Raw genomic sequence first — 24,137 nt, forward strand, 5'->3', positions numbered from 1 at the left:
TAGTTCCGTAAAGAATTATTTATGGCAGTGGCAGGTGTCTAAATAACACCAATGAGGGTAATAATGATGAAACGCAACATTCTTGCAGTAGTAATCCCAGCTCTGTTAGTCGCGGGCGCAGCCAACGCAGCAGAAATCTATAATAAAGACGCTAACAAGCTGGATCTGACTGGTCGTGTACACGCGGGTTATGCATTCAAGAACCAAAGTGCAGAAAACGAAGACAACACCTATGCTCGTCTGGGTTTTAAAGGCCAGACTCAGATCACTAGCGACCTGACTGGTTACGGTACTTTCGAATACCAATTCGATGGTAACAATGCTGAAGAAAATAATGCAGGTGAAGGCAAAACCCGTAAAGCATTTGCTGGTCTGAAATTTGGTGATTTCGGTTCTTTCGACTACGGTCGTAACACTGGCGTAGCTTACAACGGTCTGGCTTATACCGACGTACTGCCAGAAAACGGCGGCGACAGCAGCGTTACCGATACCCTGACTGGTCGTGTCAGCAGCGCAGCAACCTATAACACCTCTAACTTCTTTGGTCTGGTTGACAATTTAGGTTTCGGTCTGCAATACGTTGCCAAAAATGAAAGCGGTACTCGTATCGATCGCAGCCACGGTGATGCATGGGCAACCTCCCTGTCCTATGACACTGATTTTGGTGTAGGTGTTGTTGCTTCTTATGGCTCTCAAGAGCGTACCGCTGCTCAGCGCACTTCAACAGCTGGCGGTGAGCGCGCAGACGTATGGGCTACTGGTCTGAAATATGACGCGAACAATGTCTATGTTGCAGCAACTTACGGTGAAGGCCGTAACTTCTTCAGAACTACTGGTTCTGTTTTAGCTGACGAAAGTAAAGTTTTTGAAGTAGTTGCACAGTACAACTTTGATTTTGGTTTAACTCCAACTCTGGCTTACGTTTCTCGTAAAGACAAAATCAATACTAATGTGAACGCAAACGACTACGGCGTTAAATATGCAAGCGTTGGCGCAACCTATGCATTCAACAAAAACTTCTCTACCTATGTTGAATATGACATCAGTCTGCTTGATAAAAACAACGCATACGGTCTCGAAAACAACGACCGTGTAGACGTTGGTGTTGTTTACCAGTTCTAAGTTGTCGCAGCATAACGTAACGAGTTAATCGTTCGTATTGCATGAAAGACAGAGCCTCGGCTCTGTCTTTTTTATTGCGTACTCAACAGCACCTTACGAGCCGCCGTCAGCGATGGTGAAAACACGCCTCACATTTTTTGCTTCAGCTTTACGCCACGCTGCGCCAATTATTCTCGTCTAGCCAGTCTTTTATTTCGTCTCTCTCCTCCTCCCTGTTATTTCCCTTTCTTTTTGACATCAACGGTTGGCAAAGCCTTTTACTGACGGTACTCTGAGAATTCTTATTTCATCTCAGTTATGGAACATTCTGGCAATGTTTGAAAATATCTCTGCCGCACCGGCCGATCCTATTCTCGGGCTGACCGATCTTTTCCGCGCCGATGACCGCGTGAATAAAATCAATCTGGGTATTGGTGTCTATAAAGATGAAACCGGTAAAACTCCGGTTCTGACCAGCGTAAAAAAAGCAGAACAGTATCTGCTGGAAAATGAAACCACCAAAAACTATCTGGGCATTGACGGTCTGCCAGCATTCGGTCAGTGCACACAGGAGCTATTGTTTGGCAAGCAGAATGCCATCATTGCCGACAAACGTGCCCGTACGGCGCAAACCCCAGGCGGAACGGGTGCATTGCGCGTAGCGGCGGATTTCATTGCCAATCAGACATCTGCAAAGCGCATTTGGATCAGCAACCCAACCTGGCCAAATCACAATAACGTCTTCTCTGCCGTCGGTTTGGAAGTGTGCCAGTACGACTACTACGATGCAGCGAACCATGCGCTGGATTTTGATGGCTTGCTGAACAGCCTGAATGCCGCCAAAGCGGGCGACGTGGTACTGTTCCACGGCTGCTGCCATAACCCAACCGGTATCGATCCTACAGCTGAGCAGTGGGCTACGTTGGCTGAGCTGTCGATAGCGAAAGGCTGGCTGCCGCTGTTTGACTTCGCCTATCAGGGCTTTGCCCGCGGCCTCGAAGAAGATGCAGAAGGTCTGCGCATTTTCGCCGCGAAGCACGATGAACTGATCGTATGCAGCTCGTACTCTAAAAACTTCGGTTTGTACAATGAGCGCGTCGGTGCCTGCACGCTGGTTGCTGCCGATGCCGCAACGGCAGATAAAGCATTCAGTCAGGTGAAAGCTGCTATTCGCGCAAACTACTCTAACCCGCCGTCACACGGTGCGACCGTTGTGGCTACCATTCTGGGCAACGACGCGCTGAAAACCATTTGGGTGCAGGAATTAACGGCGATGCGTGAGCGCATTCAGCGTATGCGTCAGCTGTTCGTTAATACCTTGCAGGAAAAAGGCGCACAGCAGGATTTCTCCTTCATCATCGACCAGAATGGGATGTTCTCATTCAGTGGCCTGACCAAAGAGCAGGTTCTGCGTCTGCGTGACGAATTCGGCGTTTATGCGGTGAACTCTGGCCGTATCAACGTTGCGGGAATGACGCCGGAAAATATGGCTCCGCTCTGCGAAGCGATTGTTGCCGTGCTCTAATCCGTTTAGCGATCAAAAAAGCCGACACAGTGTGTCGGCTTTTTCATTTATACCCTTTTGCTGATAAAGGGAGCGGACACTACCAAATCGCGGCATCTTCACGCAGGAAAGGGTTCGTTTTGCGCTCATGTCCTAACGTTGACATCGGGCCGTGCCCTGGAATAAACGTCACATCGTCACCCAGCGGCAGCAGCTTATTCTTGATGGATGCAATCAGCGCCTGATGATCGCCCTGTGGAAAATCGGTACGCCCTACACCACCGTTGAAAATGACATCCCCTACCTGTGCCAGGCGCGATTCTGCATCAAAGAAAACGATATGGCCGGGTGTATGACCAGGACAGTGGAAAACCGCCAGCGTGGTTTCCCCCAGATTGACCTCATCACCTTCCTGTAGCCAACGCGATGGTGTCAGCGGTGCGCACTCTTCCAGGCCAAACATCCGGCTCTGTGCCGGTAGCCCTTCCAGCCAGAATGCATCTTCAATCTGCGGGCCAATAATCGCAACCTGATAGTGTTCGGCCAATTCCGCCGCCGCACCAACGTGATCCAAATGACCATGTGTTAACAGAATCTGCTTAACCGAAATCCCTGCATCCGCAACGGCGCGTTTGATTTTTTCTGCATCGCCACCGGGATCGACAATCGCCGCTTCATTCGTTTTTTCACACCATAACAACGTACAATTCTGGCTAAATGCTGTCACTGGGACAATTTGATATTTCATATCACTCCATGTTGAATAAACTGAGCGGCTCGCGATGTATTCGCGAACCGTCTCAGAAAAATGTCATGCTGCGGTAGCGACTTACCAGGTGCGGACCGGGCCGGTATCGATGTGAACGAAATCACTGCGCGGATAGTAGCCAACCCCACCTGCACGCATCTTCATCGCCGCTTTACGAATGTTGGCCAGTTGAACGCCTTCAATATGAAAATCCATCGCCTGCCCTTTCGTGTGATAGCTCTGCTTTGCCACACCTCTGCTATGCGCACGTAATTCATTATTCGTATCAATTGCGCGATAACCGGAAATCAGCTGTACAGGCTTATTGGTGCCCAGCATGACCTGTAAGCGATAGAGCTGATCGAAAAGTTGGGGATCAATCGTTTTGATTTTATTGGCGCGATAATCGCGGAAAAAGTGATTCAGGCGGGAGAGTTCTGATTTGTTATACCGTTTGCCATCAAAAAATTCCGTTTTTAGCCGCTCTCCGGTATTCAGATTGTCTAGCGTTAAAATTCGTGGTCGGGGCGTAGATAACGTTGCAAATGCCTGACCGGGAAGCAGTGCGATACCAAACGCGGCACCACCCAGTGCAAGCCACTTACGGCGATGGTTGTCAATGTGATCCATAGAACGAGTACCCTGGCTAAAATAACGGTATAAAAGGAGGCAAAAAACGCACCGCCTTGAACCTTAACTGCCAGAGAAAAGTGAGTCAACCCGCTTTGCTTACGGGTTTGCGGGAGATCGCATCAATCCCCCGCAAAACGATAAAATACCAATACGACTAATGCCCGTATTTTCAATACTTACTGAAGCAATAACCCTGCTTTGGAGAGGACTTTCGTCCCGGCTCGGGCAGTATCATCATAATTGTAAATATCTGTGCGGAATTGAGGCCTACCATCTTCCGCTACCCACGCTGTCAGATAATAGAGATTAACCGGAATTCGGTGCTTCATTGAAACAAAGGTCGTGTTCCCCTGATCCAGCATGGAAGAAATTCGACTATTATTCCATCCCGCATCCTGCAATAGCATGCTAGCCAATTCCGATGCCTTATTGACCCGCACACAGCCGGAACTCAGCGCCCGAATATCACGCTGGAACAGGTTGTGATTGGGCGTATCGTGCAGATAAATCGCTTCCGAATTTGGCATATTGAATTTATAGCGCCCCAGCGAGTTGTTCGCGCCAGGAGCCTGACGTAAGCGATAGGGGAAACGCTCTGGTGACACAATCTGCCAATCGATCATCGATGGATCAATCACTTCCGCATCCTGACTCCAGCCGGACAACACCGTATAGCCATGACGCTGTAGATAACCAGGATCGCGTACTACTTTAGGAATGATATCCTGTCGAATCAGCGTAGTAGGGACATTCCACGGTGGATTGACCACCACGTTATACAGCGAACTACTCATCAACGGCGTCTTACGCTTGGGCTGTCCAACAATAACGCGTGACGATAAGCGTTCAGCGCCGTCCTGATAATAGATCAGCGAATAATTGGGGATATTCACCATAATACCGGTGTGAACATTATCCGGCAGCAGGCGCAGGCGTTGAATATTCAGCGCCAGCAGCGTCGCGCGCATTTGGGGGGAAACATTGAGCCAATCACGAGTACGCTTACCAATAACGCCGTCGTCCTCCAGCCCTTGCCAATGTTGGAAGCGTTTCACCGCTTCAACCAGTTCACCCGTGTAGATCGCAGCCCCACTCTCGACCAACGGAGACTCGCCTGCCGGTATCGTCGTCGCGGCGGTATTTTCGTTAAACAGCGTAATGCTCTCCGTTGACGACAGCATGCCAGTACGCTGCAGAATTTCACGCAGTACTGCCAGCTCTCGGCTCTGCTGTTCCGGACGCAGAGATTCCGTCAAATTCAGACTCGGCCACGGGCGATTGTCCGTCAGCATCGTCTTCAGCGCCTCATGCATTTTGGCGTACTGTGAATGCTGCGGTGCCAGCGAAACCACATAGGCCGCGCTGGTGCCGGATTTTACGGCCTGTTGCCATTGAGAAACGATATTCAACGCAGGCGATTGCAGACGATAAGGTACGCTGCTGTACAGCCAATCATTGCCGTTACGCTCCACGCCAGAAACAAACTGCAAATAACCCAGCATTGCATCCGATAGCACGACATCGCGCGCAAATCCGGTCAATTGCGGATCGGTCAGCCAAGTCACCCACGTGGTGAACTGCGGCTGTACGCCCGCTATCGCCAATTCGGCAAGCTGCTGTTGAAACTGTTGCACCGCGCGATTATCCGCCCACATCGGTTGCATCTGATGTTGGGCATAAAGCGATGATAAATCAGAGAGATAATGTACCGACACGCCGTGCGGCAGCGCTGAAAGAAGCCCTGCACGACTCTTTTCTACAGAAACTGCACCCGAGCTTTGCGATAAGCCAGATATCACCGTCGGAGATGCTGCCAGCACCGAAAACGAAGGAGACAGGCTTCCGACCCAAATACAACCCACGCGCAACAGCAGCCTGACCATTTTTCGTTTATGTAACAACAACATCCATTTATCCCCTGTACTTATTAATCACTATGCTTTTACGACAATCCACGTTGAACATGGAAATAACAAACCGGATTCGCTCGCACTGGCGTAAACTCATTTTTTCGTTTTCCATTGTAGAAAACGATAAAGAATGAAATATGATCGTTTTTATATCTCGCCCGTTATTCACGGTCGTCACTGTACAATATACAACCGCAAATCCTTCCGCAGCCTGCCATCGCTTTACCGTCAGTATATAAAGAGAAAAATATTTTTGCTTCTTCTTCTGGTTATTATCTTTCGAGCTTGAGGAACTTATTCACTGTCAGCATTCTTTTTACGTAAAAATAAAGCCGCTTAAAAAAGCGGCTTTATCATTATAGAGGAAAAGAGCAGTAAGGTTTGCTGCGATACACTTTATCACTCCACTATGAGGCTTGCTCCTGCGTCTCAGGGGCTTCTGCTCCAAAACCACGCAGCCCGACCACATGGACGTGCTCATTGTTCTGGTAGACTTTACGCACCAGCTTATAGGTGGTCCCTTTCTCAGGGCTGATATTTTCCGGTGCCGCGATGACCAACTGCATTTCCAGACGATCGCACAGCTCGAATAGCGTGGCGATCGATTTGGCATCCAGACGCGCTGCCTCATCGAGGAAGAGCAGACGACACGGAATAATATCTTTACCACGCAGGCGCTTAGACTCTTCTTCCCAGCTCTGTACCACCATGACGAGAATCGACATCCCGGTACCAATCGCTTCCCCGGTAGACAGCGCTCCACTTTCCGCTCGCAGCCAGCCATCCGCGCCACGGTTAACCTCAACTTCCATTTCAAGGTAGTTTCGGTAGTCCAGCAACTCTTCACCGATCGTTTGCGGTGTGCGCTGTCCCATATCAATTTCAGGATTCAGGCGTTGATACAGTTTTGCCAACGCTTCCGAGAAGGTCAGGCGGTTGCTGTTAAACAGATCCTGATGCATTTCCTGCTGTTCGGACAACACATTGAGCAGCGTGGTATGCGTTTCACGCACGTTGACGTTGAGACGAACACTCTTCACCTGACCAAACGCTACCGCTTGCAGCCCCTGGTTCAGCATACGAATACGGTTCTGCTCACGCTGGATCGTTTTACGAATGATGTTTGCCACGCTGCGTGAGCTGATAGCCAACATCTGTTCACGCGCCGTTAGCTCTTCAGTCAGACGGTTAAGCTCGATCTCCATCTGCTCAATCGCCTCTACCGGGTCATCAGTGCGGATAATATCCTGACGAATACGCTCGCGCAGGTGCTGGTAAACGGCAATGTAGAACTGGATCTTGCGCTCTGGTCGCTTCGGATCTTCCGAAAGCCGCAGTACATCGCGCAGATGTTCGTTGTCCGCCACCGCCAGACGCAGCGCCCCCAGCGCCTTATCCGACATGGAACGCAGTTCATCGCCTTCCATATACGCCAGCTCACGGCGGTGCAGACGGCGCTCAACGCCGTTGTCTTTCACCAAACGCATGACCGCACACCAGCCTGCTTTCGCAGTGACAACCTGCTCACGCATCTGGTGATAATCACGCTCCAGCTTGCGCAATTTCTTCTGCAAACTGTCCATTTCGGCTTCACAGAACGTAATCTGTTTTTCCAACTGATTACGCCGCGAGCGGTTGGTGCTTAATGCCGCATGCAGCTCATCACGACGCTGACGGGCACGTTCTTCGGCATCGGCATCCGCACGTACGCCGATATCCTGAAGCTCTTGCGTCAGCTCCTTCAGCATATCCTGTTTGGCATCGTAAGAGCTTTTCAGCGATGCCTGAACCTGACTGTACTGTGTCAGCTGTGCCTGATGCTGGCGAAGCTGTTCGCGTGCTTTTGTCCGTTCCGCTTCAGCCAGTTCCAAACGGTGACGCAATTTGTCATTCAAGCCGGCGTTTTCACCCAGCATGCCGGCGGAATCGGCATAGCTGAAGTGTGCGCGACGCTGCACAACCTCGGTCAATGCAAACGCCTGCTGTTTCGCCTGCCGCTGTGCGTTCTGTGCCTGAGCATAATCTTCCTGCAACTGCTCATGTTGCTGCGGGTCACTTTGCAAGACAGAAACCAGCGGTTCCAGCTTAACCAGTGTCGCTCCGTGTTGTTGAATGAAACGGGCAGACTCTTCGGTTTCATCCAGCTCCGCGCGAATCTCCTCCACGCGATCCTGTAACGTCTCGTCGCACAGCAGGCTAACACGCGGGATCAGTTTATTCAGCTGTACGCTGGCTTCTTTCGCTTGTTCATATTGCTGACGTTGCTGCTGGTTCTCACCATCAAAGCTGGCAATCGCACGATCCAACTCGCCGCGACGGGAGCTGAGCGTACGAATTTCCGCTTCGGGATCTTCATCAAAAACGACAGCCAGATGTGTACCGATGAACCGGCTGAAGGACTGGTGCAAACGCTGCGTTTTCTGCACGTCAAACGACAGCGTCGCGTACTGTTCGGCTAGCGCTTCGCGCTCATCACGCAGGCTCTCCAGACGCATTTCCCGCGCGGCGCGACCAAACAGCGGCACTTCAGGGAAACGGGAATAACGCCACTGGCGCTCCGCGACTTTGACGACGACGGCACGTTCTAGTTCTTCAACGGCAAACACGCTGTCATCAAACGACTGCGGATCCCCCTCGATCAAATACAGATCTTCCGGGCAATCTTCCAGACCAGCAAGCTGTTCACGTACCAGCGAGAGATCGGCGACCACGATGGCATGACGGGACGGGCCGTAAAGTGCCGAGAAGTACGGCGCATCATCCAGCGTCACGTCATCATAAATTTCAGATAGCAGCACGCCGCCAAAGCGTTCCGCCAACGCGTTTAAGCGTGGGTCTTCGGAACCACCCGGCTGACTCAGTCGCTCAATCTGCGCTTCAATCTGTCGCTTGCGGCTAGCGATATCGTCACGCTCAACGGTCGTTTCACGCTCACGCTCAAGTAACTGCTGCATGAATTCCGTCACCTGACGGCTATCTTCAAACGTTTCGCCGCTTTGCTCGCTCAACTGCGTCAGCATTTCCTGAGCGGCCAGCCAGACTGGCGCACGCGTCGTCAGCTTCTGAATACGCTGCTGGATTTGCTCCAGCTCCTGACGCAGCGCCATGCGGCGTTCACCCGCTTCCGCCACCAGCGATGACAGCGTTTCGATACGGGCATCAAGCTCTTGCTGGAGCGACTCCAGTTCTTCCGGCTGATAATCCTGACCGTTGCGCTTGCTGAAATCCTGCAATAGTCGCTCGGCATCCTGCTGTTCACGCAGGCGCTGTTCCAGTTCAGACAGGCGCATCCGTAGCGGCTGTACTCGCTCCGCCTGATAGCGTTGCGAAGAGCTGTCGCGCAGCAAATCACGTGCGACCTGCCAGGCTTCGTTGCGGTTAACCGCACCAGCAATCTTGCTCACCAGCTGATAGGCTTGCTCAAACTGGCCGTGCGCTGCATCAGCCACGCTCAGCTTCTGTTCCAGCATCAGCAGAATTTCTGTCGCTTCCTGCTCTTTGGCCTGGTAGCTGTCCAGCCACTCGTCCGCGTTATCTGCCGTTAAATCCGGCAACTGGCACAATGTGCGAGCGCGCTCCAACGCCTGCTGTGCCTGCTGGTACTGAATGGCACGTGTTTGCTGTACGTCCAGCGCCTGCTGATAATCGGCAAGCTGGCTTTTCAGTTCATCCACTTCCAGCTCAGCAGCATCGGCGCGTTCTTCGTTTTCCGCCTGCTGCTCACGCGCTTCTTCTACCACCTCGTTCTGTTCTTCGAGGCGATAGCTTAGTTCTTCCAGATCGGCGTTATAACGCTCGATTTTTTCCTGCTGGCGCATCGCGGTTTGCACCAGATTCAGGTGGTCGCTGGCTGCCTGATAATCCGTTTCCAGATCGCCTTCCGCACCGCTCTGCTCCGCGAGTTCTCGCGCCATTTCCACATGACGGTACTGTTCGCTCGACAGTTGCTTACGGCTGGAGAACAGGTCGCGGCGCAATTCCAGCGCCCCATCAAGATGGATGCGCCGCTCATTGGCATGACGCATATAGTCAGCGGCAACATAAGACGTCGCTTCGGAGATCAGGTGTTTAAACAGATCGCGATCGGACTGGGTGACGCGGATCGCTTCCAGCGTCATGCGGTTTTCACGCAGCGCCGCTTCCATATCCTGAAACGCTTTACGCACGCCGCTGTTTTCCGGCAGTAAATAATCACGCAGCGAGCGAGTAATGGCACTGGAGATACCACCGTATAACGAGGCTTCAATCAGGCGATAAAACTTGCTACGGTCAGAAGCAGAACGCAGACGACGCGGCACCACGCCTAAATCAAACATCAGCGAGTGATAGTCGGTGATGGAGTTAAACTGCTTGAACTGAACGCCTTCCATCTCCTCAACGCGATCTTTCAACTCCTGCAACGAGAGCACCCGTGCCTGGCGATCGCCGACCACCTGCGTCAGAATTTGCGTCGGCTGGATAGCTGTCGGTAATCCCTGAATGGTGAAAGGCTTGATATCGACTTTACGGTCGCGACCCGCGACCTGCTGGAGACGAACGCCAACCAGCACGCGCTGATGGCGCGAGTTAACGACATCCAGCGTGGAGTAGCAGACACCGGCACGTAATTTACCGTGCAGGCCTTTATCACGAGAACCGCTGGTAGCACCGGCTTCGGTCGTGTTTCTGAAGTGCAACAGCGTCAGGTCAGGGATCAGCGCCGTAATAAAGGCGGCCATCGTGGTGGATTTCCCAGCACCGTTACCGCCGGATAGCGTGGTAACCAGTTCATCCAGATCGAAGGTGCGGGCGAAAAAGCCGTTCCAGTTGACCAGCGTTAGTGAGCGAAATTTACCGCGTTCAATCATTCCTGTTCATCCTCAACACAGAGCCTACCCCAGTAGGAATGGGATACGCTCTTATTCATCCTCGCCCGTTTCTGGCGCGGTATCATCAGTGCGATCGTTATCGTCGCTGTCATCTTTCAGCGACAAACTACCTTCAACAGGCATCGCTTCACCATCGCGAATCATGCGTAGCTGCGCTTCGCGGGCATCATCGCCGCTGCGTACATCAGCTCCGAAGCGGAACACCGATTCGGTAATTCTGAATTTGCTGCTGTCATTTCCCATAAAGTAGATCATGCCTAACCGACGTAAGCGGTTAAGCGAGGTTCTGACTTTTTCCTGCAGCTTCTGGCGATCCAGATCGGAACCGGTAGAACGCTGGTTAACCAGCTTCAACAGCTTACTTTCATCCGCCAGACTCAGTAGCTCTTCATACAGCTCCTGCTGGCTGAAAATGCCTTCGTGCGCCAAGCGCTCCGGACTCAGATAGAGATAACAGAGAATTTTCCCTACCATCATATCCAGCTCAGACAGCACAGAACGGGGGATCAGCGTAGTGGAGCGCGGACGCAGATAGAAAAAACCTTCCGGCGCGCGGATCAACTCTACGTTGTAACGGCTGTAGAACTCCTCCAGCACTTCCTGAAAATCCATCAGAAATACGTGGTTTTCCAGCTCTTCAATGCCAATATGACGCCCGGCGCGCAATTGGCTGTCCAGCGCAGGAAAGAGGTTATTCGACAGCGCGGTTGCCAGTTTCACTGGCATAAATTGTTCAATATTTGTCGATGACATGGGCCTGCACCTTGGCTCCGTAATCATTGATTGCCCGCCACAATGCAGGCAATCCGGTGAAATCTGCTTCGGCTACGCCCAGGCGGACTGCCTGGTCGACCACGATTCGGGCAACATCGAAATGCCGCGAGCGAGGATGCTGCGCGAGGTATTCACGCATAACTTCCCCCAAATCCAGCGGAATCTGTTGCGCTTTATATTTATGTAGCGCCTGCTCGACCAGCGCGATCAACTGCTCGCGCATTTCACTAAACTCTTCGTATTCCAGCTCCGGCGGCAATTCACCGGTCACTTCTTCACTACGCAGCGTCAGCTCTTCGTCACGCATATCCAGCAAACGATCGGCGTTGGCAAACGTCAACGCCCAAGGGCTATCGAAATAGCTCTGCACCGACTGACGCAGGCGCTGGGCGAAGACGCGGTTTTTATCCATATCAATCGCAGTACGGATAAACTTATGTACGTGGCGGTCGTAGCCAATCCACAGGTCTATCGTCTGCTGTCCCCAGCTCACAATGCGATCGAGTTTGTTTTGCAGGTCAAAGACCAGTTTGTCGACAAATTCCAGATTATGCGCATTATTCATAATCGCATCCTGAATGCTCAACAGGCTCGCCTGCAACTTGTCGCCAGCGGCTTCTAGCGTATCCTGCAATTCACGCAGTGTAGACGACGTTTCCGTCAGCAGTTGTTCACAACTGCTGATCGCTGCCCGCCAATCCTGATTTAACAGCGCCGCGATATCGTCTTTCACACCCTGCTGCTGCTCATCCATCACGCGCTGTGACAGATCGATACTGTCAAAAATTTCAGCAACGGAATATTTCAGCGGCGCAAACACATTGCGATGCCAGTGAAACTCATCGCCGCCTTCTTCTGCTGCATCGGCCGCACGGCTGAGTTCCTGTGCCACGATAGAGAGCTGCATAGAAAGTCGCAGCGTCGAGAACTCACGCTGCCGGATGTAATAATCGGTAATGCCAATCCCCAGCGGCGTCAGACGATAAATCGCATTGCCTTCCGCCTGTTCGCTGGTAAAGCGGTTAAGCAACCGCTGGCGCACCAGATCGTTAATCGCGTTATTGGCGCGGACGGTAATGGTTTCGTTCGTCTGATCAAATCCCTGACTCACATGGCGGAAGGCATCAATCAGCTCACCTTCACTCATTTCACCATCCATGCGTTCGCCGTTAAGCGTGGCGATCGCCATCAAAAACGCCAGGCGCTCGGTAGGGAGGGAAATGGAGAAATCGTTTTTTCGTGCCCAGGCGACCAGTTCGGGTACAGTCTGGGAAAAATCACTCATAATGCATCCTTTAAATGGGGTTTATGCGCCATGACATGGATATAACGGCCCAAACTCACAAAAGGCTCCTGCCGACAATACCGCTGTTCGAGCTCCAGAATGTCGGCAAACTTATCAATTTGCTGCTGCTTATTCTGCAGGTAGTCATGAAACACACGCACGCCAGTTTTCCCGCTAATGGTCAGCCCCATTTCATCAAGCCAGCCGTACACCTCTTGCGGATCCAGCGGATGATCTGGCGATAGCGAGCGCTTTTTGTTCTTCGGCATACCGGCCTGAACATAATCAAAGTTGCCCAGCACCATGTTACGCATCAACAGTCCGTGATGGTTATAAAACATCAAAGACAGCGCACCACCTGGCGACAGGCAATCATACAATATTTTCAGCATCTGCTGCGGTTGCGCGACCCACTCCAGCACCGCGTGGAACAATATCAGATCGGCGGGGCTTTCCATATATTGCGCGATATCCTGTGCGGCACACTGCACAAAACGCATATTATGGGTCACGCCCTGCGCCTCTGCCGCATTTTTGGCGCGCTGAATCATCTCATCGGAAACATCGCACAACAATACCTGATGTCCTAAAGCCGCCAGACGACACGCCATCTGCCCTTCACCGCCTCCCGCATCAAGGATGCGCAATGGGCGTGCCGGAAGTCGGATCAAAAGATCGCTAAGATCCTGCCACAATACCGCCAGCCGAAGTCTCCCCTTCGTTGTGCCATAGATATTCTGAGCAAATTTTTCGGCGATATCGTTAAAATTGCGATCCTGCATCAGTCATTGTTCCGCATCATATAAACGGGGGAGCTCGTGCAGCACATGTCTGCGCGATGCGATTTTTCCAGCCTGCCATTTTGGCACAGGCTGGCTTAGAATAAATGGCCTTACCGCATGATATCTTCCCGGATGCGGGTTTTTCACTCAAAAGGAATGCAATTTTATGCTTTTCACACTCAAAAAGTTCGTCGGTGGCCTTCTGCAGCCTCTGCCATTGCTATTGCTTCTGATGGGTGTTGGCCTGCTGCTGCTCTGGTTTACCCAACGGCAGCGCACGGGAAGAACGATAATCTTAGCCAGTTGGCTGGCGCTGATTCTGCTCAGCCTGCAACCTGTCGCCGATAGGCTGCTGTTACCACTGGAATCACACTACCCAACCTGGCGGCAAACGCTGCAGGCGAGCAAAGCCGACTATATTGTCGTGCTGGGCGGGGGGTATACCTATAACGCGGAATGGGCACCCAGTTCCAATTTGATCAGCAACAGCCTCCCGCGCGTGACGGAAGGGATTCGCCTTTATCATGCCAACCCCGGCGCAAAATTAATTTTTACTGGCGGCGCGGCGCAGGGTAACCCAGTTAGCAGTGCGAAAACCGCTGCGCTGGTCGCAGAAAGTCTGGGTATTCCTCAGCAGGATATCGTCATTCTGGATACGCCAAGGGATACGGAAGAAGAAGCGGCGGCAACCGCTAAGATTGTTGGCGATCGCCCTTTCTTGCTGGTGACCTCGGCAAACCACCTGCCTCGCGCCATACGGTTCTTCCAGGCTCAGGGGCTTGCACCGATTCCGGCTCCGGCGAATCAGATGGCGATCACGTCTGCGCTCAACCCGTGGGAGAAAGTCTTTCCTTCCGCTTACTATTTATCGCACAGCGAACGCGCCTGGTATGAAACACTCGGTCGCCTCTGGCAAGCGCTGAAAGGAACGTCGGCAACACCACACAGCGCCGAACAACCACAGGATCACTCCAGCCAAGGGGACAGCTCTCGGGAAGCCACATCAAAGAGCTGACGGTCTAATTGACCGGTGTGGATATAACGAGCCACGGCTTCCCAGATAACATACAACCAGCGCCGATAGACAAAAGACTCAGCTACCGGTGCCTGTTTTAGGTAGTGATAAAGCAGTTGCTCCGGCATCCCGGTTTCACAAAGCCGGAAGAGCTCATACTCTCTGGGTGCCCACAGCATCATGCCTGGATTAATCATCGCCAACAGTTGATCGCTACGCGCGTCTTTCAACATGCTGCGCAGCGAAAGATTGCCGTGAACCAGTACACAGCCATCCTCAAAATCTTCAAATAGCATCGCTAAACACTGGCGAGAACGATAAAGTACGCCTCGATCTTGTTGCGTCAGCTGTGGCGCACTGACATTGAGTAACGTCGACCACAGCACTTCTACACGCTGTTGGTACCAACTGACCCAGTCGTTGTCCTGCGTGCTATCGACAGAACCGACGCAACCATGACTATCAATGCGGTGCCAGGCTAATACGCTTTCAACAATCTGATCCATCAGAAGCGTCCAACGCTGACCGCTTCTTGGTGGTGCCTCCACCGACACACCGCGCAGGCGCTCAATCAGTAACAACTCACGATAAGGCTGCTGCTGCGTCAATACCAGCCCATAAACGGTTGGCAAACGAACATCGCCCTCACGCGCCAGCATCGAGAGCTTGTAGGCTTCTTGCTGTGCGACGCCCTGGCAAACATAGCTTTTAGCCAACAAAGGAATGGCGTTGCCTTCTTTATCATACAAGGCATACAGATCCGCATAGGGCTGTTCGCTTATGCGCTCAAGCCGGCTGAGGCTTTCCCCCAACACGGTGCTGAGCTCCGATTTCAACTGTTCCATAAACGGCTATACCCCCGTTGAGCCAAATGACTCCGTTCACCATGATGCGGTGAGCGGAGGACAAATTCTTCAACGCAGATCAAATAAAAGAGGATCAATGACGGCAGGGAACATGCCCTGCCGGTGTTATTGCCGCACTATCCCCTGCCTGTTAGCAGGGGGACAGTGTGAGTGACAGGCGAGTGTATTTACACTCCGCCATTATTCGCGTTCAAAAGCACCCAGATCTGGGGCTGAACCTTTGTAAGGCAGTTTGACATCCCCACCCTTGTTGATTAGCGCACTACCCGACGCAAGATGCAGGCTCTTCAGTACTGGCAAGCTGCCATCCGCCTGACGCGGTGCATCCCAGCCGGTCACGGAAACGCTCTCGAAGTCAGAATCTGATACCGCAATTTTCAGATCCCATGAGTTGTAGCGCATGTTCGCACCGTCGGAGAACGACAGGTCTTTACCGCCATGAGAAACGTTATTGCGTAGCGTACCTAGCCCAATCGCTTTTCCGTTTGCATCAATACCGCGGATATTAAAGTTAGGGTTATTTTTATAACCGGTGTTGTTAAAGAAATCGTTCGCAACCGGATGGTGGTTAGCATAAAAACCGGCCGCTTTATTTAAAAACGCAACCGAGTTACGCACGGTATGCTTTACCGCATTTGCCACATAAACGCCGCCGTAGCCACCGACTTTAAAGCCATTACCATTACCTGCCGGCAGCGACTGCGTCGTTCCCGGCAAATAACCGTGTGACCACGCCCAAGAGTTTTCAATCAGCACCGGAGAATAGGCATTAATTAAATCGAAGCCATCATCCGAGTTTGACCATGCCCGGCAACCGCGGAAAATATTACCTGGTTGATTAGCCGGAATATGCGCACCAAATCCATCGCCACTTTGACCAGCGCCATTAGAGGTCAGCGGATCGTAATTATGGTGGGAGTCACTATTCAATACCAGGTTATATCCCCCACGCTGGATAAACAAACCCGTGCCCATAATATGGTGGATATTTAACTGCTCGAATATATTATTGCTGCCCCTTATCCATACTCCCCAGGATTCATGGTTAAGGTTATTGCGCTGCGGAACACCGGTTATTTCCAGTCCTTTCAGAGAGATCCAATCTGCCACAACGTTGAAGCCTTTGACGCGGCAATCATCCTGCATCTGGCTGAAATCAAACACGGGCACTTCTCCGCTGTACGCCCAATACTCAATGCGCTTACCTTCGGTACCGCTCTTATTCAGCGTAATCGCGTTCACCACATCAGTACGCGTTGCACAGACGTTCAGCCCCTTGGTAAACACGTAGTTACCGCCACGGATCCACAGGCGGTCGCCAGGATTTAATGTTTTCTGTGCGCGATCGATCGTTTTCCAGGGGGAGTTTTTACTGCCGTTATTCGCGTCATTGCCGTTGGGCGCCATATAATACACCGCCGCGCTGCTGCCCGCCGCAGCCCCCATCAGCATACCGCCGAGAAAAAAATTTGCGATATAACGTTTAGCATTCATATCATTACCGTCCTTAGTTGAAATAATAAAAACGCCATGCAAAAACATGGCGAATTGATAGTAGCATTTAAATATGAAAATAAAAGTTCCACTCGCTACTCATCAATTCAGAATGAAAATAAATCGCCTATGGAATAAAGCAGCACAGCGTAATTTGAGAATTTTTAAGAATACTTATCTAAATAAGTGCTAAATAATTTAAAAGATAATATGTCGTATAAAGAAAAAACTTCATGGAGAAAATCTATTCCGGCAAGAATAGATCCCCCATGAAGTATTCATAGTCGCGTGGTGTGATAGGTCTTAGCGATTCGCCATAACGTGCCGCACACGCGCCAGATCTTCTGGCGTATCCACGCCAACGCTAGGCACCGCTTTCGCAACCGCAACATGAATCTTCTCGCCGTACCATAGCACGCGCAGCTGTTCCAGTAATTCGATTTGCTCCAGTTGGCTCGGTGCCCAACTGACATAACGACGCACAAACCCGGCACGGTAGGCATAGATGCCGAGATGACGCAGGAAATGATCGCCAATAGTTTCCTTAGACTGAGCAAAACGCTCTCTGTCCCAAGGGATCGTCGCACGAGAAAAATACAGCGCATATCCCTCCGCGTCGGTCACCACTTTTACTGCATTCGGGTTGAATGCTTCTTCGCTGGTTTCAATCGGCACCGCCAGCGTTGCCATTCCCGCTTTACTGGCTGCGAGGTTTTCCGCCACCTGACGAATGATCACGGAAGGAATGAGTGGCTCATCGCCCTGAACGTTAACGATGATGTCATCGTCAGTAAAACCGTAGCGTTCGATAACTTCAGCCAAGCGCTCCGTACCGGAATTATGATCGGCACGGGTCAGGCACACTTCACCACCAGCTTGCTTCACGGCCGTTTCAACATCAGGATGGTCGGTGGCGACAATCACGCGCTGCGCTCCCGATTCCAGCGCCCGCTCCATCACATGGACGACCATCGGTTTACCGTTGATGTCCGCCAACGGCTTACCCGGCAGTCGGCTTGACGCAAAACGCGCAGGAATGATCACGGTATAGGTCATTGTGTTATCTCGTCAGCGCCGAGTTTACGAGCCTCGTTTTCCAGCAGCACGGGGATGCCATCACGAACCGGATAGGCCAAACCATCGACCTTGCATATCAGCTCCAGTTTCTCTTTATTAAAATACAGCCGACCGTTACAAACAGGACAGGCAACAATCTCAAGTAAACGGTGATCCATGCTTCCTCCATCTTTGGCCGATCGATGATCGGTATGTTCTTTCTCGCTATGGCAGCGATCTACTATGGCGATACCTTCTGGAAGATATCTAAAACCGTGGTACAAGTTCGATTTATGTTCTGTTACTCGTATGCAGCTTAATCACGTTTTCCAGTTTATCGAGCAACTGCGTGCCGCGGGGCTCAGCGAGCATGGCATCGACCGGCAGATACCACCAATTACGTTGGGCAAACGCCTTACATTTCACAGCATCTTTTTCCGTCATCAGCAGCGGCTGTGTCGCATCCTGAGTCAGCGATTCAAGCTGTTCTGGTTGGTACGATTGATGGTCAGCAAAGGCAATTTCACGTGCAATGCTGACGCCAGCCTCTCGCAACGTAGCAAAAAAACGCGGGGGATGTCCGATACCCGCCATCGCAACGACATCATGCAACTGGCTTAGCGGTCGAGACTCACCAGAAAGTAAGTTAACTGCCATCCCAGCCGTTAATGTCATGCCTATCTCATTTGTTCGCGGCGTGCCGCCGTTAACAATAACAGCATCCACCGACGTCAGACGAGTTTCTCTTTCCCGCATTGGACCCGCAGGCAGCCACCATCCATTGCCAAAACGCCGCATTCCATCAATCACAACCAGCTCAATATCTCTTTCCAACGCATAGTGCTGTAATCCATCGTCCGTGATCACAACATCTAACGTGTGCTGTGCCAATAACGCACTCACGGCGTCCCGACGACGGGGAGCTACCGCAACGGGCGCTCCGGTTCGCTGAAAAATCAGAACCGGCTCATCGCCTGCCTGCGCCGTTGTTACCGTGTCATCTAGCAGCAGAGGATAACGTTCAGCTTTTCCACCGTAGCCGCGTGACACCACGCCGACACGATAGCCTCTGCGCTGTAGGTGCTCGACAAGCCAAATGACGACTGGCGTTTTCCCATTGCCGCCTGCCGTCAGATTTCCCACGACCACGACAGGAACGGGGGATCGCCAGCTTTTCCGCCACCCCAGTCGATAGCTTTGGCGGATCAGAAACGTGATAAATCCGTATAGCCACGACAACGGCAACAATAGCCAATAGAGCCGCGACCGCCCAGACCAGATACGCTCAATCATTCGCCAAACTGCATTTTATGGAGTTGGGCATAGGCACCGTTTGCCGCCAATAATGCAACATGGTTACCACGTTCAATGATTCTGCCATCCTCAACCACCAGAATCTCATCCGCTTTTTCAATCGTGGAGAGACGGTGTGCAATCACCAAAGCAGTACGATCTTTTTGCAGTTCGTCTAAGGCAGATTGAATCGCACGTTCAGATTCCGTATCCAACGCCGACGTAGCCTCATCCAAGATCAGGATCGGACTATCACGCAGCAGCGCGCGGGCAATCGCGATGCGCTGCCGTTGCCCACCGGAAAGCATCACGCCATTTTCACCAATGACCGTATCCAAACCATGATCCATCTTATTGATGAAATCCATCGCATGCGCCATTTTCGCCGCACGCTCAATTTCCTCACGGCTATAGTGCTCATTGCGGGCATAGGCGATATTGTTCGCTATCGTATCGTTAAACAGATGCACGTTTTGAGAAACCAACGCCACCTGATTACGCAAGGAGGACAGGCGATACTCACGTAGGTCGTGACCATCGAGCAAAACCTCACCTGATTGGATGTCGTAAAAACGTGTAATCAAGCTAGCAATCGTTGATTTACCCGAACCAGAGCGCCCAACCAATGCCACCGTTTTTCCTGCTGGGATATGCAAATTGATATCCTTCAGCGCCAGATTTTCCTTACCAGGATAAGCAAAATTCACCTGACGGAATTCAAGTTCGCCTTTCGCTCGCTCGATTTCGCGTTTACCCGTATCGCGCTCCTGTTCCATATCCAGAATCGCGAACAGCGTCTGGCACGCGGCCATCCCGCGCTGGAATTGCGCGTTAACGTTGGTCAGTGATTTTAACGGACGCATCAGCGCGATCATGGAAGAGAACACCACCGTGATCGTCCCAGCAGTCAACGTTTCCATTACGCTAGGGAAGCTGGCGGCATACAGTACAAATGCCAGCGCCAGCGAAGCGATCAACTGGATAATAGGATCGGAGATTGATGAGGCAGACACCAGTTTCATGCCCTGTTGGCGCATCCGGTTACTGACCTGATCGAAACGTTTAGTCTCAACGTCCTGGCCGCCAAACATCAGCACTTCTTTGTGGCCTTTTAGCATTTGCTCGGTGCTGGTGGTGACGTGCCCCATGGTATCTTGCATATTTTTACTGATACTGCGGAACCGTTTGGACACCACGCGCATAGCGATCGACACGATCGGCGCAATCACAATCAGAATGATGGACAACTGCCAGCTGTAGTAGAACATCAGAATGAACAGGCCGATAATCGATGCCCCTTCTCTGACGACGGTAACCAACGCACCGGACGCAGAGGCCGCAACCTGTTCTGAATCATAAGTAATACGGGAAAGCAGCGTCCCGGTTGACTGCTGGTCAAAGAACGCCACCGGCATCCCCATGATATGGGAGAAAAGACGACGGCGCATGTTCATCACCACTTTGCCTGAAACCCAGGCGACGCAGTAGCTAGATATAAATCCTGACACCCCGCGCAGTATCATAAGACCGATGACCACCAGCGGCATCCAGATCAATACGGCACGTTCCGCCTTGCCAAATCCGTCATCTAACAAGGGTTTAAGCAGAGAGAGCATTAATGTATCGCTGGCTGCGTTAATAATGAGAGCAATCGCAGCAATAACAAGCCCTGCTTTAAAAGGAGAGATCATCGGCCAAAGGCGACGAAAAGTCTGCCAGGTGGAGAGATCTTTATCATTCAGCATGTAGTAAACCTGAAGCGGAAAGAAATAGCCGACCATTTTACTCATTATACCGCCCTACGCCAAACCACTGATGATACCAACGAGGCGATATGTGATCTCTGAACCGCAGAATATGCCATGAATCGCTGAAAAAACGAGCGCTTAGCTGCCCAAATGATGCGGTATCCAGCCATGAGTAACCATATTGTCGGTATCGCCCAACAATCTTTACTGAAGGCAGCCGCCACGGGTTATAACGTGCCGCAGAGGCGATAACGAACTCGGCATTAACCGCACGGATGAAAGGGGGCGAGGATGACGTTTTACTGCCATGATGAGGGATTTGTAACAAATTCGCACGCAACGCACTACGTTCTAGCCTCACTAATGCCATTTCTGCATCTGATTCCAGATCGCCCGTCAATAAGACACTGTGTTTGCCATCATCAACGCGGATCACACAGGAATCGTTATTTTCCGCTCGTGCAACGAGTGCTAACGGCCAAAGCACGGTAAACGTGAGATCCTGCCAGCGCCAACGCTCGCCACGTAGGCAAGAACGATGATTCATCGCATTGGTTGCGCTATAGATCGTTGCTTCAGGATAGGCTGCCTGTAGCGTCTCCAGTCCCCCGATGTGATCCATATGACTGTGGCTCAGGATAATGTTTTCCACGTCGACTCCCCGCCATCTCAGATAAGGCAGAATTTCCCGCGTCGCCATATCGCCTCCTTCCCAGCGATTTCCCGTATCGTACAGCACCGCCTTTCCACGCTGCTCAATCACGATAGCCAGCCCATGGCCGACATCCAGCATGTCCACACGCCAGGCAGGTTCATCGCTCTTTATGCGGAAAGCCAATAAAACCAGAATCAGCGCGCCGATACTCATCGGATGGATTCGCCACCAGCGAAAGCGCCATATTACGACGGCACCCCATCCCGCGACGCTCCCTAGCAGTAACGATGCATCAAGATAGATCCACCCTGTCTGTAGATACGTCAACGGTGCGAACACCACACGCAACGAAATATCTGCCAACCACCAAAGCATTTCACCTAGTGGTACAAATGCCATCGTGCTCAATGCCAGCAAAATGAGCGGTGTGGTGACGAAAGACACTAAAGGCACCGCCCATAGGTTGGCGGGCAGAGAGGTAATGCTAAAACCATGAAAGATATGAAGCTGCAGGGGCATCAATAGCAGGGTGATTCCCGTTTGCAGGTGGATCCAGCGTAGCCAGAACCATCGTCGCCGCGTCTGTAGTCGGTGGGGAAGCGGTGCCCACTGAAACCAGAAAATGAGCGATGCCACCGCAAGACAAGAGAGCCAAAAGCTGTCTGACAACACGCTCAATGGATCGCTCACCAGAATCAGCGCAACGCACCATAGCCAGACCTGCCAGGCTGAGCAGTTAACGCTCCAGACTTTTAGGCAAACCCACACGCTGAGCGCTAGCGCAGATCGCACTGCTGGAGGATTTCCTCCTGCCAGCCAGACATATCCCCAGGCAACCACGGCACTCGTGAGCAATGGGAAACGATAGCCAATCCACTGAACGGGAAAGCCATACTGCAACGCCCGCGCCATTCCCCATCCGACCAGCCCCGCAAGCACGATATGGAGGCCAGAGATCGCCATCAGGTGCATCGTACCCGTATTCTGAAGGAGCGCCTTGAGTTCCGGACTAACCGTCTTCATCTCGCCAAACGTCAGTGCCAATAAAATAGAACGCCATGGTAAGCCCTGAACCTGCTGTTCCGCCTGCGCGATCGTGCGCTGGCGGAAATCACAGCGGCTATCTATCACCTTTGCCGTTAGCACACGACCCGATAACGGTTGTCGTTTGGCTATCGCCCAGCGTTGGCTATCAAAGCCGCCTTCATTTAGTCGACTATGAATAGGACGAAAATTGGCGGTTATCGCCCAGCGTTGGCCACCGCACCAGTTTTCCATCGCTGGTGATAGGGTCAGTTGGGCATACAGCGGTGGGAAGATTCGCTGCTGGTTTATCTCTTCCAACCGAACTGTGATCCCGTCATCACCGTGTTCGCTGAACCGTATGCTGCTTATTGTCACGACAGCGTTAACCGAATCCTGCGTGAAACGATCAATTTGTAGCAGCAGAGTTTGAGCATTCAACGCTGCCCAACAAAAACTCACAGCAATAAGCGCGATAAACCGCATCCCAGCATAACGATATCCACCCAGAATCACACAGATGGATAGCCCCATTCCCCACCATAACAGCGTTTGCACCGGGATATGCGGCAAAAAAAGCAGTGGCAGAATACCCAACACGCCAGCCCAAGCCAGACTATTTACCGACATCGTCCCTTGCCATAACACATCCCTTCCCTCTTTCCCTGTTGATCGCTTGGGAATGTTGCAGTAACTCAAGTTAATGCAACAGGACGAAATACTCAGGTGGGGAAACGCTTCGCAAGAAAGTGGTTAAATTGCAAAAAGTGGCATTCGACGTGCAAGCTGGATTCCAGTTTTTCAGACGTCCGATACGACAATGATTGACTGAAAAAGAGGTTAGGCCAGGAGAGGAGGGAATGAACTGATTGAGAATAAAAAAGAAAAAAGGACCGCGGAAGCGATCCTTTTACAGTAGCTATTTACCGTAAAAACGGCGCGTAAGGTTACTTAACTTCGCCCATCGCTTTCAGCTTTTTAGACAGTTCACGGCGTTCTTTCGACAGATCGGCGTTCTTGATGATGTAGTCATCAACGCGATCTTCATAATCACCGCGCATATTGGCGATGATATTTTGCACGTCCTCGATGGACATGCCAGGTTTCAGATATTCGCTCAGGTTGTCCAGCAGCAGGACGCGCTTCTGGTTATCGCGAATTTTCTTTTCGTTGTCTACGATTTCACGCTGAAGTTTGTTTTTACGGCGAAACATGCGCACGAATTCCAGCACATCCTGGAAACACGGCTTAGTGTCCTTATCCATCTTTTACCCTTACCTTAAGTCATACATAAATTCTTTATGCATTTACCATACAGGTTATACCCAGCGTCTTTCAAGCAGTGCTTACGCGCTTTGCGCTAATGCCCCACTGAGCGGATA

At 51.7% G+C, this 24,137-nt stretch carries 18 protein-coding genes; 3 read left to right on the forward strand and 15 right to left on the reverse strand.

Annotation, left to right across the window (positions count from 1 at the left end; all coding sequences use genetic code 11):
* The first annotated feature begins 63 nt into the window (after window positions 1–63).
* Complete coding sequence (locus AB8809_RS13700) at window positions 64–1,122, forward strand: porin (protein WP_349856331.1); 1,059 nt, start codon at window positions 64–66, stop codon at window positions 1,120–1,122.
* A 313-nt stretch (window positions 1,123–1,435) separates the two neighbouring features.
* On the forward strand, window positions 1,436–2,626 hold the full coding sequence (locus AB8809_RS13705; protein ID WP_349856333.1) for an amino acid aminotransferase: 1,191 nt from the start codon (window positions 1,436–1,438) through the stop codon (window positions 2,624–2,626).
* 79 nt (window positions 2,627–2,705) lie between these two features.
* Here the strand turns inward: AB8809_RS13705 and AB8809_RS13710 are convergent, their stop codons facing one another.
* From AB8809_RS13710 to cmoM, 7 genes are all read right to left on the reverse strand, one after another.
* The gene (locus tag AB8809_RS13710; RefSeq protein ID WP_349856334.1) at window positions 2,706–3,353 is read right to left on the reverse strand and encodes an MBL fold metallo-hydrolase; all 648 of its coding nucleotides are present in this window, start codon (window positions 3,351–3,353) and stop codon (window positions 2,706–2,708) included.
* Between the two features lie 81 nt (window positions 3,354–3,434).
* Window positions 3,435–3,983, reverse strand: a complete 549-nt coding sequence (locus tag AB8809_RS13715) for a YcbK family protein (protein WP_015840029.1) — start codon at window positions 3,981–3,983, stop codon at window positions 3,435–3,437.
* A 179-nt stretch (window positions 3,984–4,162) separates the two neighbouring features.
* Window positions 4,163–5,893, reverse strand: a complete 1,731-nt coding sequence (gene ldtD / locus AB8809_RS13720) for a L,D-transpeptidase (RefSeq protein WP_349856335.1) — start codon at window positions 5,891–5,893, stop codon at window positions 4,163–4,165.
* A gap of 410 nt (window positions 5,894–6,303) precedes the next feature.
* Entirely contained in the window at window positions 6,304–10,743 is a 4,440-nt protein-coding gene (mukB, locus tag AB8809_RS13725) for a chromosome partition protein MukB (protein ID WP_349856337.1), read from the reverse strand.
* Window positions 10,744–10,794: 51 nt separating this feature from the next.
* Window positions 10,795–11,517 carry a chromosome partition protein MukE gene (mukE, locus tag AB8809_RS13730; RefSeq protein WP_010277044.1) on the reverse strand — a complete coding sequence of 241 codons (723 nt, stop codon included), beginning with the start codon at window positions 11,515–11,517 and terminating at the stop codon, window positions 10,795–10,797.
* Window positions 11,498–12,823, reverse strand: a complete 1,326-nt coding sequence (mukF, locus tag AB8809_RS13735) for a chromosome partition protein MukF (protein WP_015840026.1) — start codon at window positions 12,821–12,823, stop codon at window positions 11,498–11,500. The genes mukE and mukF overlap by 20 nt, the downstream gene beginning before the upstream one ends.
* A complete protein-coding gene (gene cmoM, locus AB8809_RS13740) occupies window positions 12,820–13,605 on the reverse strand; it encodes a tRNA uridine 5-oxyacetic acid(34) methyltransferase CmoM (protein WP_349856338.1) in 786 nt (261 codons plus the stop codon). The genes mukF and cmoM overlap by 4 nt, the downstream gene beginning before the upstream one ends.
* A gap of 166 nt (window positions 13,606–13,771) precedes the next feature.
* Between cmoM and elyC the strand changes: the two genes are divergently transcribed.
* Window positions 13,772–14,620: an envelope biogenesis factor ElyC gene (gene elyC, locus AB8809_RS13745; RefSeq protein WP_349856339.1), complete on the forward strand. Its 849-nt coding sequence runs from the start codon at window positions 13,772–13,774 to the stop codon at window positions 14,618–14,620.
* Here elyC and AB8809_RS13750 read toward each other — a convergent pair.
* The 8 genes from AB8809_RS13750 to tmaR all read right to left on the reverse strand — a co-directional run bounded on the left by AB8809_RS13750 (window position 14,572) and on the right by tmaR (window position 24,020).
* Window positions 14,572–15,465, reverse strand: coding sequence for a YcbJ family phosphotransferase (locus AB8809_RS13750; RefSeq protein WP_015840023.1), 894 nt, complete (start codon window positions 15,463–15,465; stop codon window positions 14,572–14,574). The genes elyC and AB8809_RS13750 overlap by 49 nt on opposite strands.
* 201 nt (window positions 15,466–15,666) lie before the next feature.
* Window positions 15,667–16,980, reverse strand: coding sequence for a pectate lyase PelN (pelN, locus tag AB8809_RS13755; protein ID WP_015840022.1), 1,314 nt, complete (start codon window positions 16,978–16,980; stop codon window positions 15,667–15,669).
* A gap of 303 nt (window positions 16,981–17,283) precedes the next feature.
* The gene (gene kdsB / locus AB8809_RS13760; RefSeq protein WP_015840021.1) at window positions 17,284–18,036 is read right to left on the reverse strand and encodes a 3-deoxy-manno-octulosonate cytidylyltransferase; all 753 of its coding nucleotides are present in this window, start codon (window positions 18,034–18,036) and stop codon (window positions 17,284–17,286) included.
* Window positions 18,033–18,215: a Trm112 family protein gene (locus AB8809_RS13765; RefSeq protein WP_005967647.1), complete on the reverse strand. Its 183-nt coding sequence runs from the start codon at window positions 18,213–18,215 to the stop codon at window positions 18,033–18,035. The genes kdsB and AB8809_RS13765 overlap by 4 nt, the downstream gene beginning before the upstream one ends.
* A 112-nt stretch (window positions 18,216–18,327) precedes the next feature.
* Window positions 18,328–19,329: a tetraacyldisaccharide 4'-kinase gene (gene lpxK / locus AB8809_RS13770; RefSeq protein WP_349856340.1), complete on the reverse strand. Its 1,002-nt coding sequence runs from the start codon at window positions 19,327–19,329 to the stop codon at window positions 18,328–18,330.
* Window positions 19,326–21,074, reverse strand: a complete 1,749-nt coding sequence (msbA, locus tag AB8809_RS13775) for a lipid A ABC transporter ATP-binding protein/permease MsbA (RefSeq protein ID WP_043881917.1) — start codon at window positions 21,072–21,074, stop codon at window positions 19,326–19,328. The genes lpxK and msbA overlap by 4 nt, the downstream gene beginning before the upstream one ends.
* Window positions 21,075–21,111: 37 nt before the next feature.
* Window positions 21,112–23,385, reverse strand: coding sequence for a ComEC family protein (locus tag AB8809_RS13780; protein ID WP_349856426.1), 2,274 nt, complete (start codon window positions 23,383–23,385; stop codon window positions 21,112–21,114).
* A gap of 317 nt (window positions 23,386–23,702) precedes the next feature.
* Window positions 23,703–24,020: a PTS system regulator TmaR gene (gene tmaR, locus AB8809_RS13785; protein WP_005967626.1), complete on the reverse strand. Its 318-nt coding sequence runs from the start codon at window positions 24,018–24,020 to the stop codon at window positions 23,703–23,705.
* Window positions 24,021–24,137: the final 117 nt, after the last annotated feature.

Source organism: Pectobacterium aroidearum, from assembly GCF_041228105.1.
Lineage (GTDB): Bacteria > Pseudomonadota > Gammaproteobacteria > Enterobacterales > Enterobacteriaceae > Pectobacterium > Pectobacterium aroidearum.

Bases quoted from the DNA above. Each gene is read 5' to 3' on its own strand.
- kdsB (WP_015840021.1), bottom strand. From the start codon at position 18,036: ATGACCTATACCGTGATCATTCCTGCGCGTTTTGCGTCAAGCCGACTG.
- mukB (WP_349856337.1), bottom strand. From the start codon at position 10,743: ATGATTGAACGCGGTAAATTTCGCTCACTAACGCTGGTCAACTGGAAC.
- AB8809_RS13765 (WP_005967647.1), bottom strand. From the start codon at position 18,215: ATGGATCACCGTTTACTTGAGATTGTTGCCTGTCCTGTTTGTAACGGT.
- AB8809_RS13710 (WP_349856334.1), bottom strand. From the start codon at position 3,353: ATGAAATATCAAATTGTCCCAGTGACAGCATTTAGCCAGAATTGTACG.
- AB8809_RS13715 (WP_015840029.1), bottom strand. From the start codon at position 3,983: ATGGATCACATTGACAACCATCGCCGTAAGTGGCTTGCACTGGGTGGT.
- AB8809_RS13780 (WP_349856426.1), bottom strand. From the start codon at position 23,385: ATGTCGGTAAATAGTCTGGCTTGGGCTGGCGTGTTGGGTATTCTGCCA.
- lpxK (WP_349856340.1), bottom strand. From the start codon at position 19,329: ATGATTGAGCGTATCTGGTCTGGGCGGTCGCGGCTCTATTGGCTATTG.
- cmoM (WP_349856338.1), bottom strand. From the start codon at position 13,605: ATGCAGGATCGCAATTTTAACGATATCGCCGAAAAATTTGCTCAGAAT.
- tmaR (WP_005967626.1), bottom strand. From the start codon at position 24,020: ATGGATAAGGACACTAAGCCGTGTTTCCAGGATGTGCTGGAATTCGTG.
- mukF (WP_015840026.1), bottom strand. From the start codon at position 12,823: ATGAGTGATTTTTCCCAGACTGTACCCGAACTGGTCGCCTGGGCACGA.
- AB8809_RS13700 (WP_349856331.1), top strand. From the start codon at position 64: ATGATGAAACGCAACATTCTTGCAGTAGTAATCCCAGCTCTGTTAGTC.
- ldtD (WP_349856335.1), bottom strand. From the start codon at position 5,893: ATGTTGTTGTTACATAAACGAAAAATGGTCAGGCTGCTGTTGCGCGTG.
- mukE (WP_010277044.1), bottom strand. From the start codon at position 11,517: ATGTCATCGACAAATATTGAACAATTTATGCCAGTGAAACTGGCAACC.
- pelN (WP_015840022.1), bottom strand. From the start codon at position 16,980: ATGAATGCTAAACGTTATATCGCAAATTTTTTTCTCGGCGGTATGCTG.
- elyC (WP_349856339.1), top strand. From the start codon at position 13,772: ATGCTTTTCACACTCAAAAAGTTCGTCGGTGGCCTTCTGCAGCCTCTG.
- AB8809_RS13750 (WP_015840023.1), bottom strand. From the start codon at position 15,465: ATGGAACAGTTGAAATCGGAGCTCAGCACCGTGTTGGGGGAAAGCCTC.
- msbA (WP_043881917.1), bottom strand. From the start codon at position 21,074: ATGCTGAATGATAAAGATCTCTCCACCTGGCAGACTTTTCGTCGCCTT.
- AB8809_RS13705 (WP_349856333.1), top strand. From the start codon at position 1,436: ATGTTTGAAAATATCTCTGCCGCACCGGCCGATCCTATTCTCGGGCTG.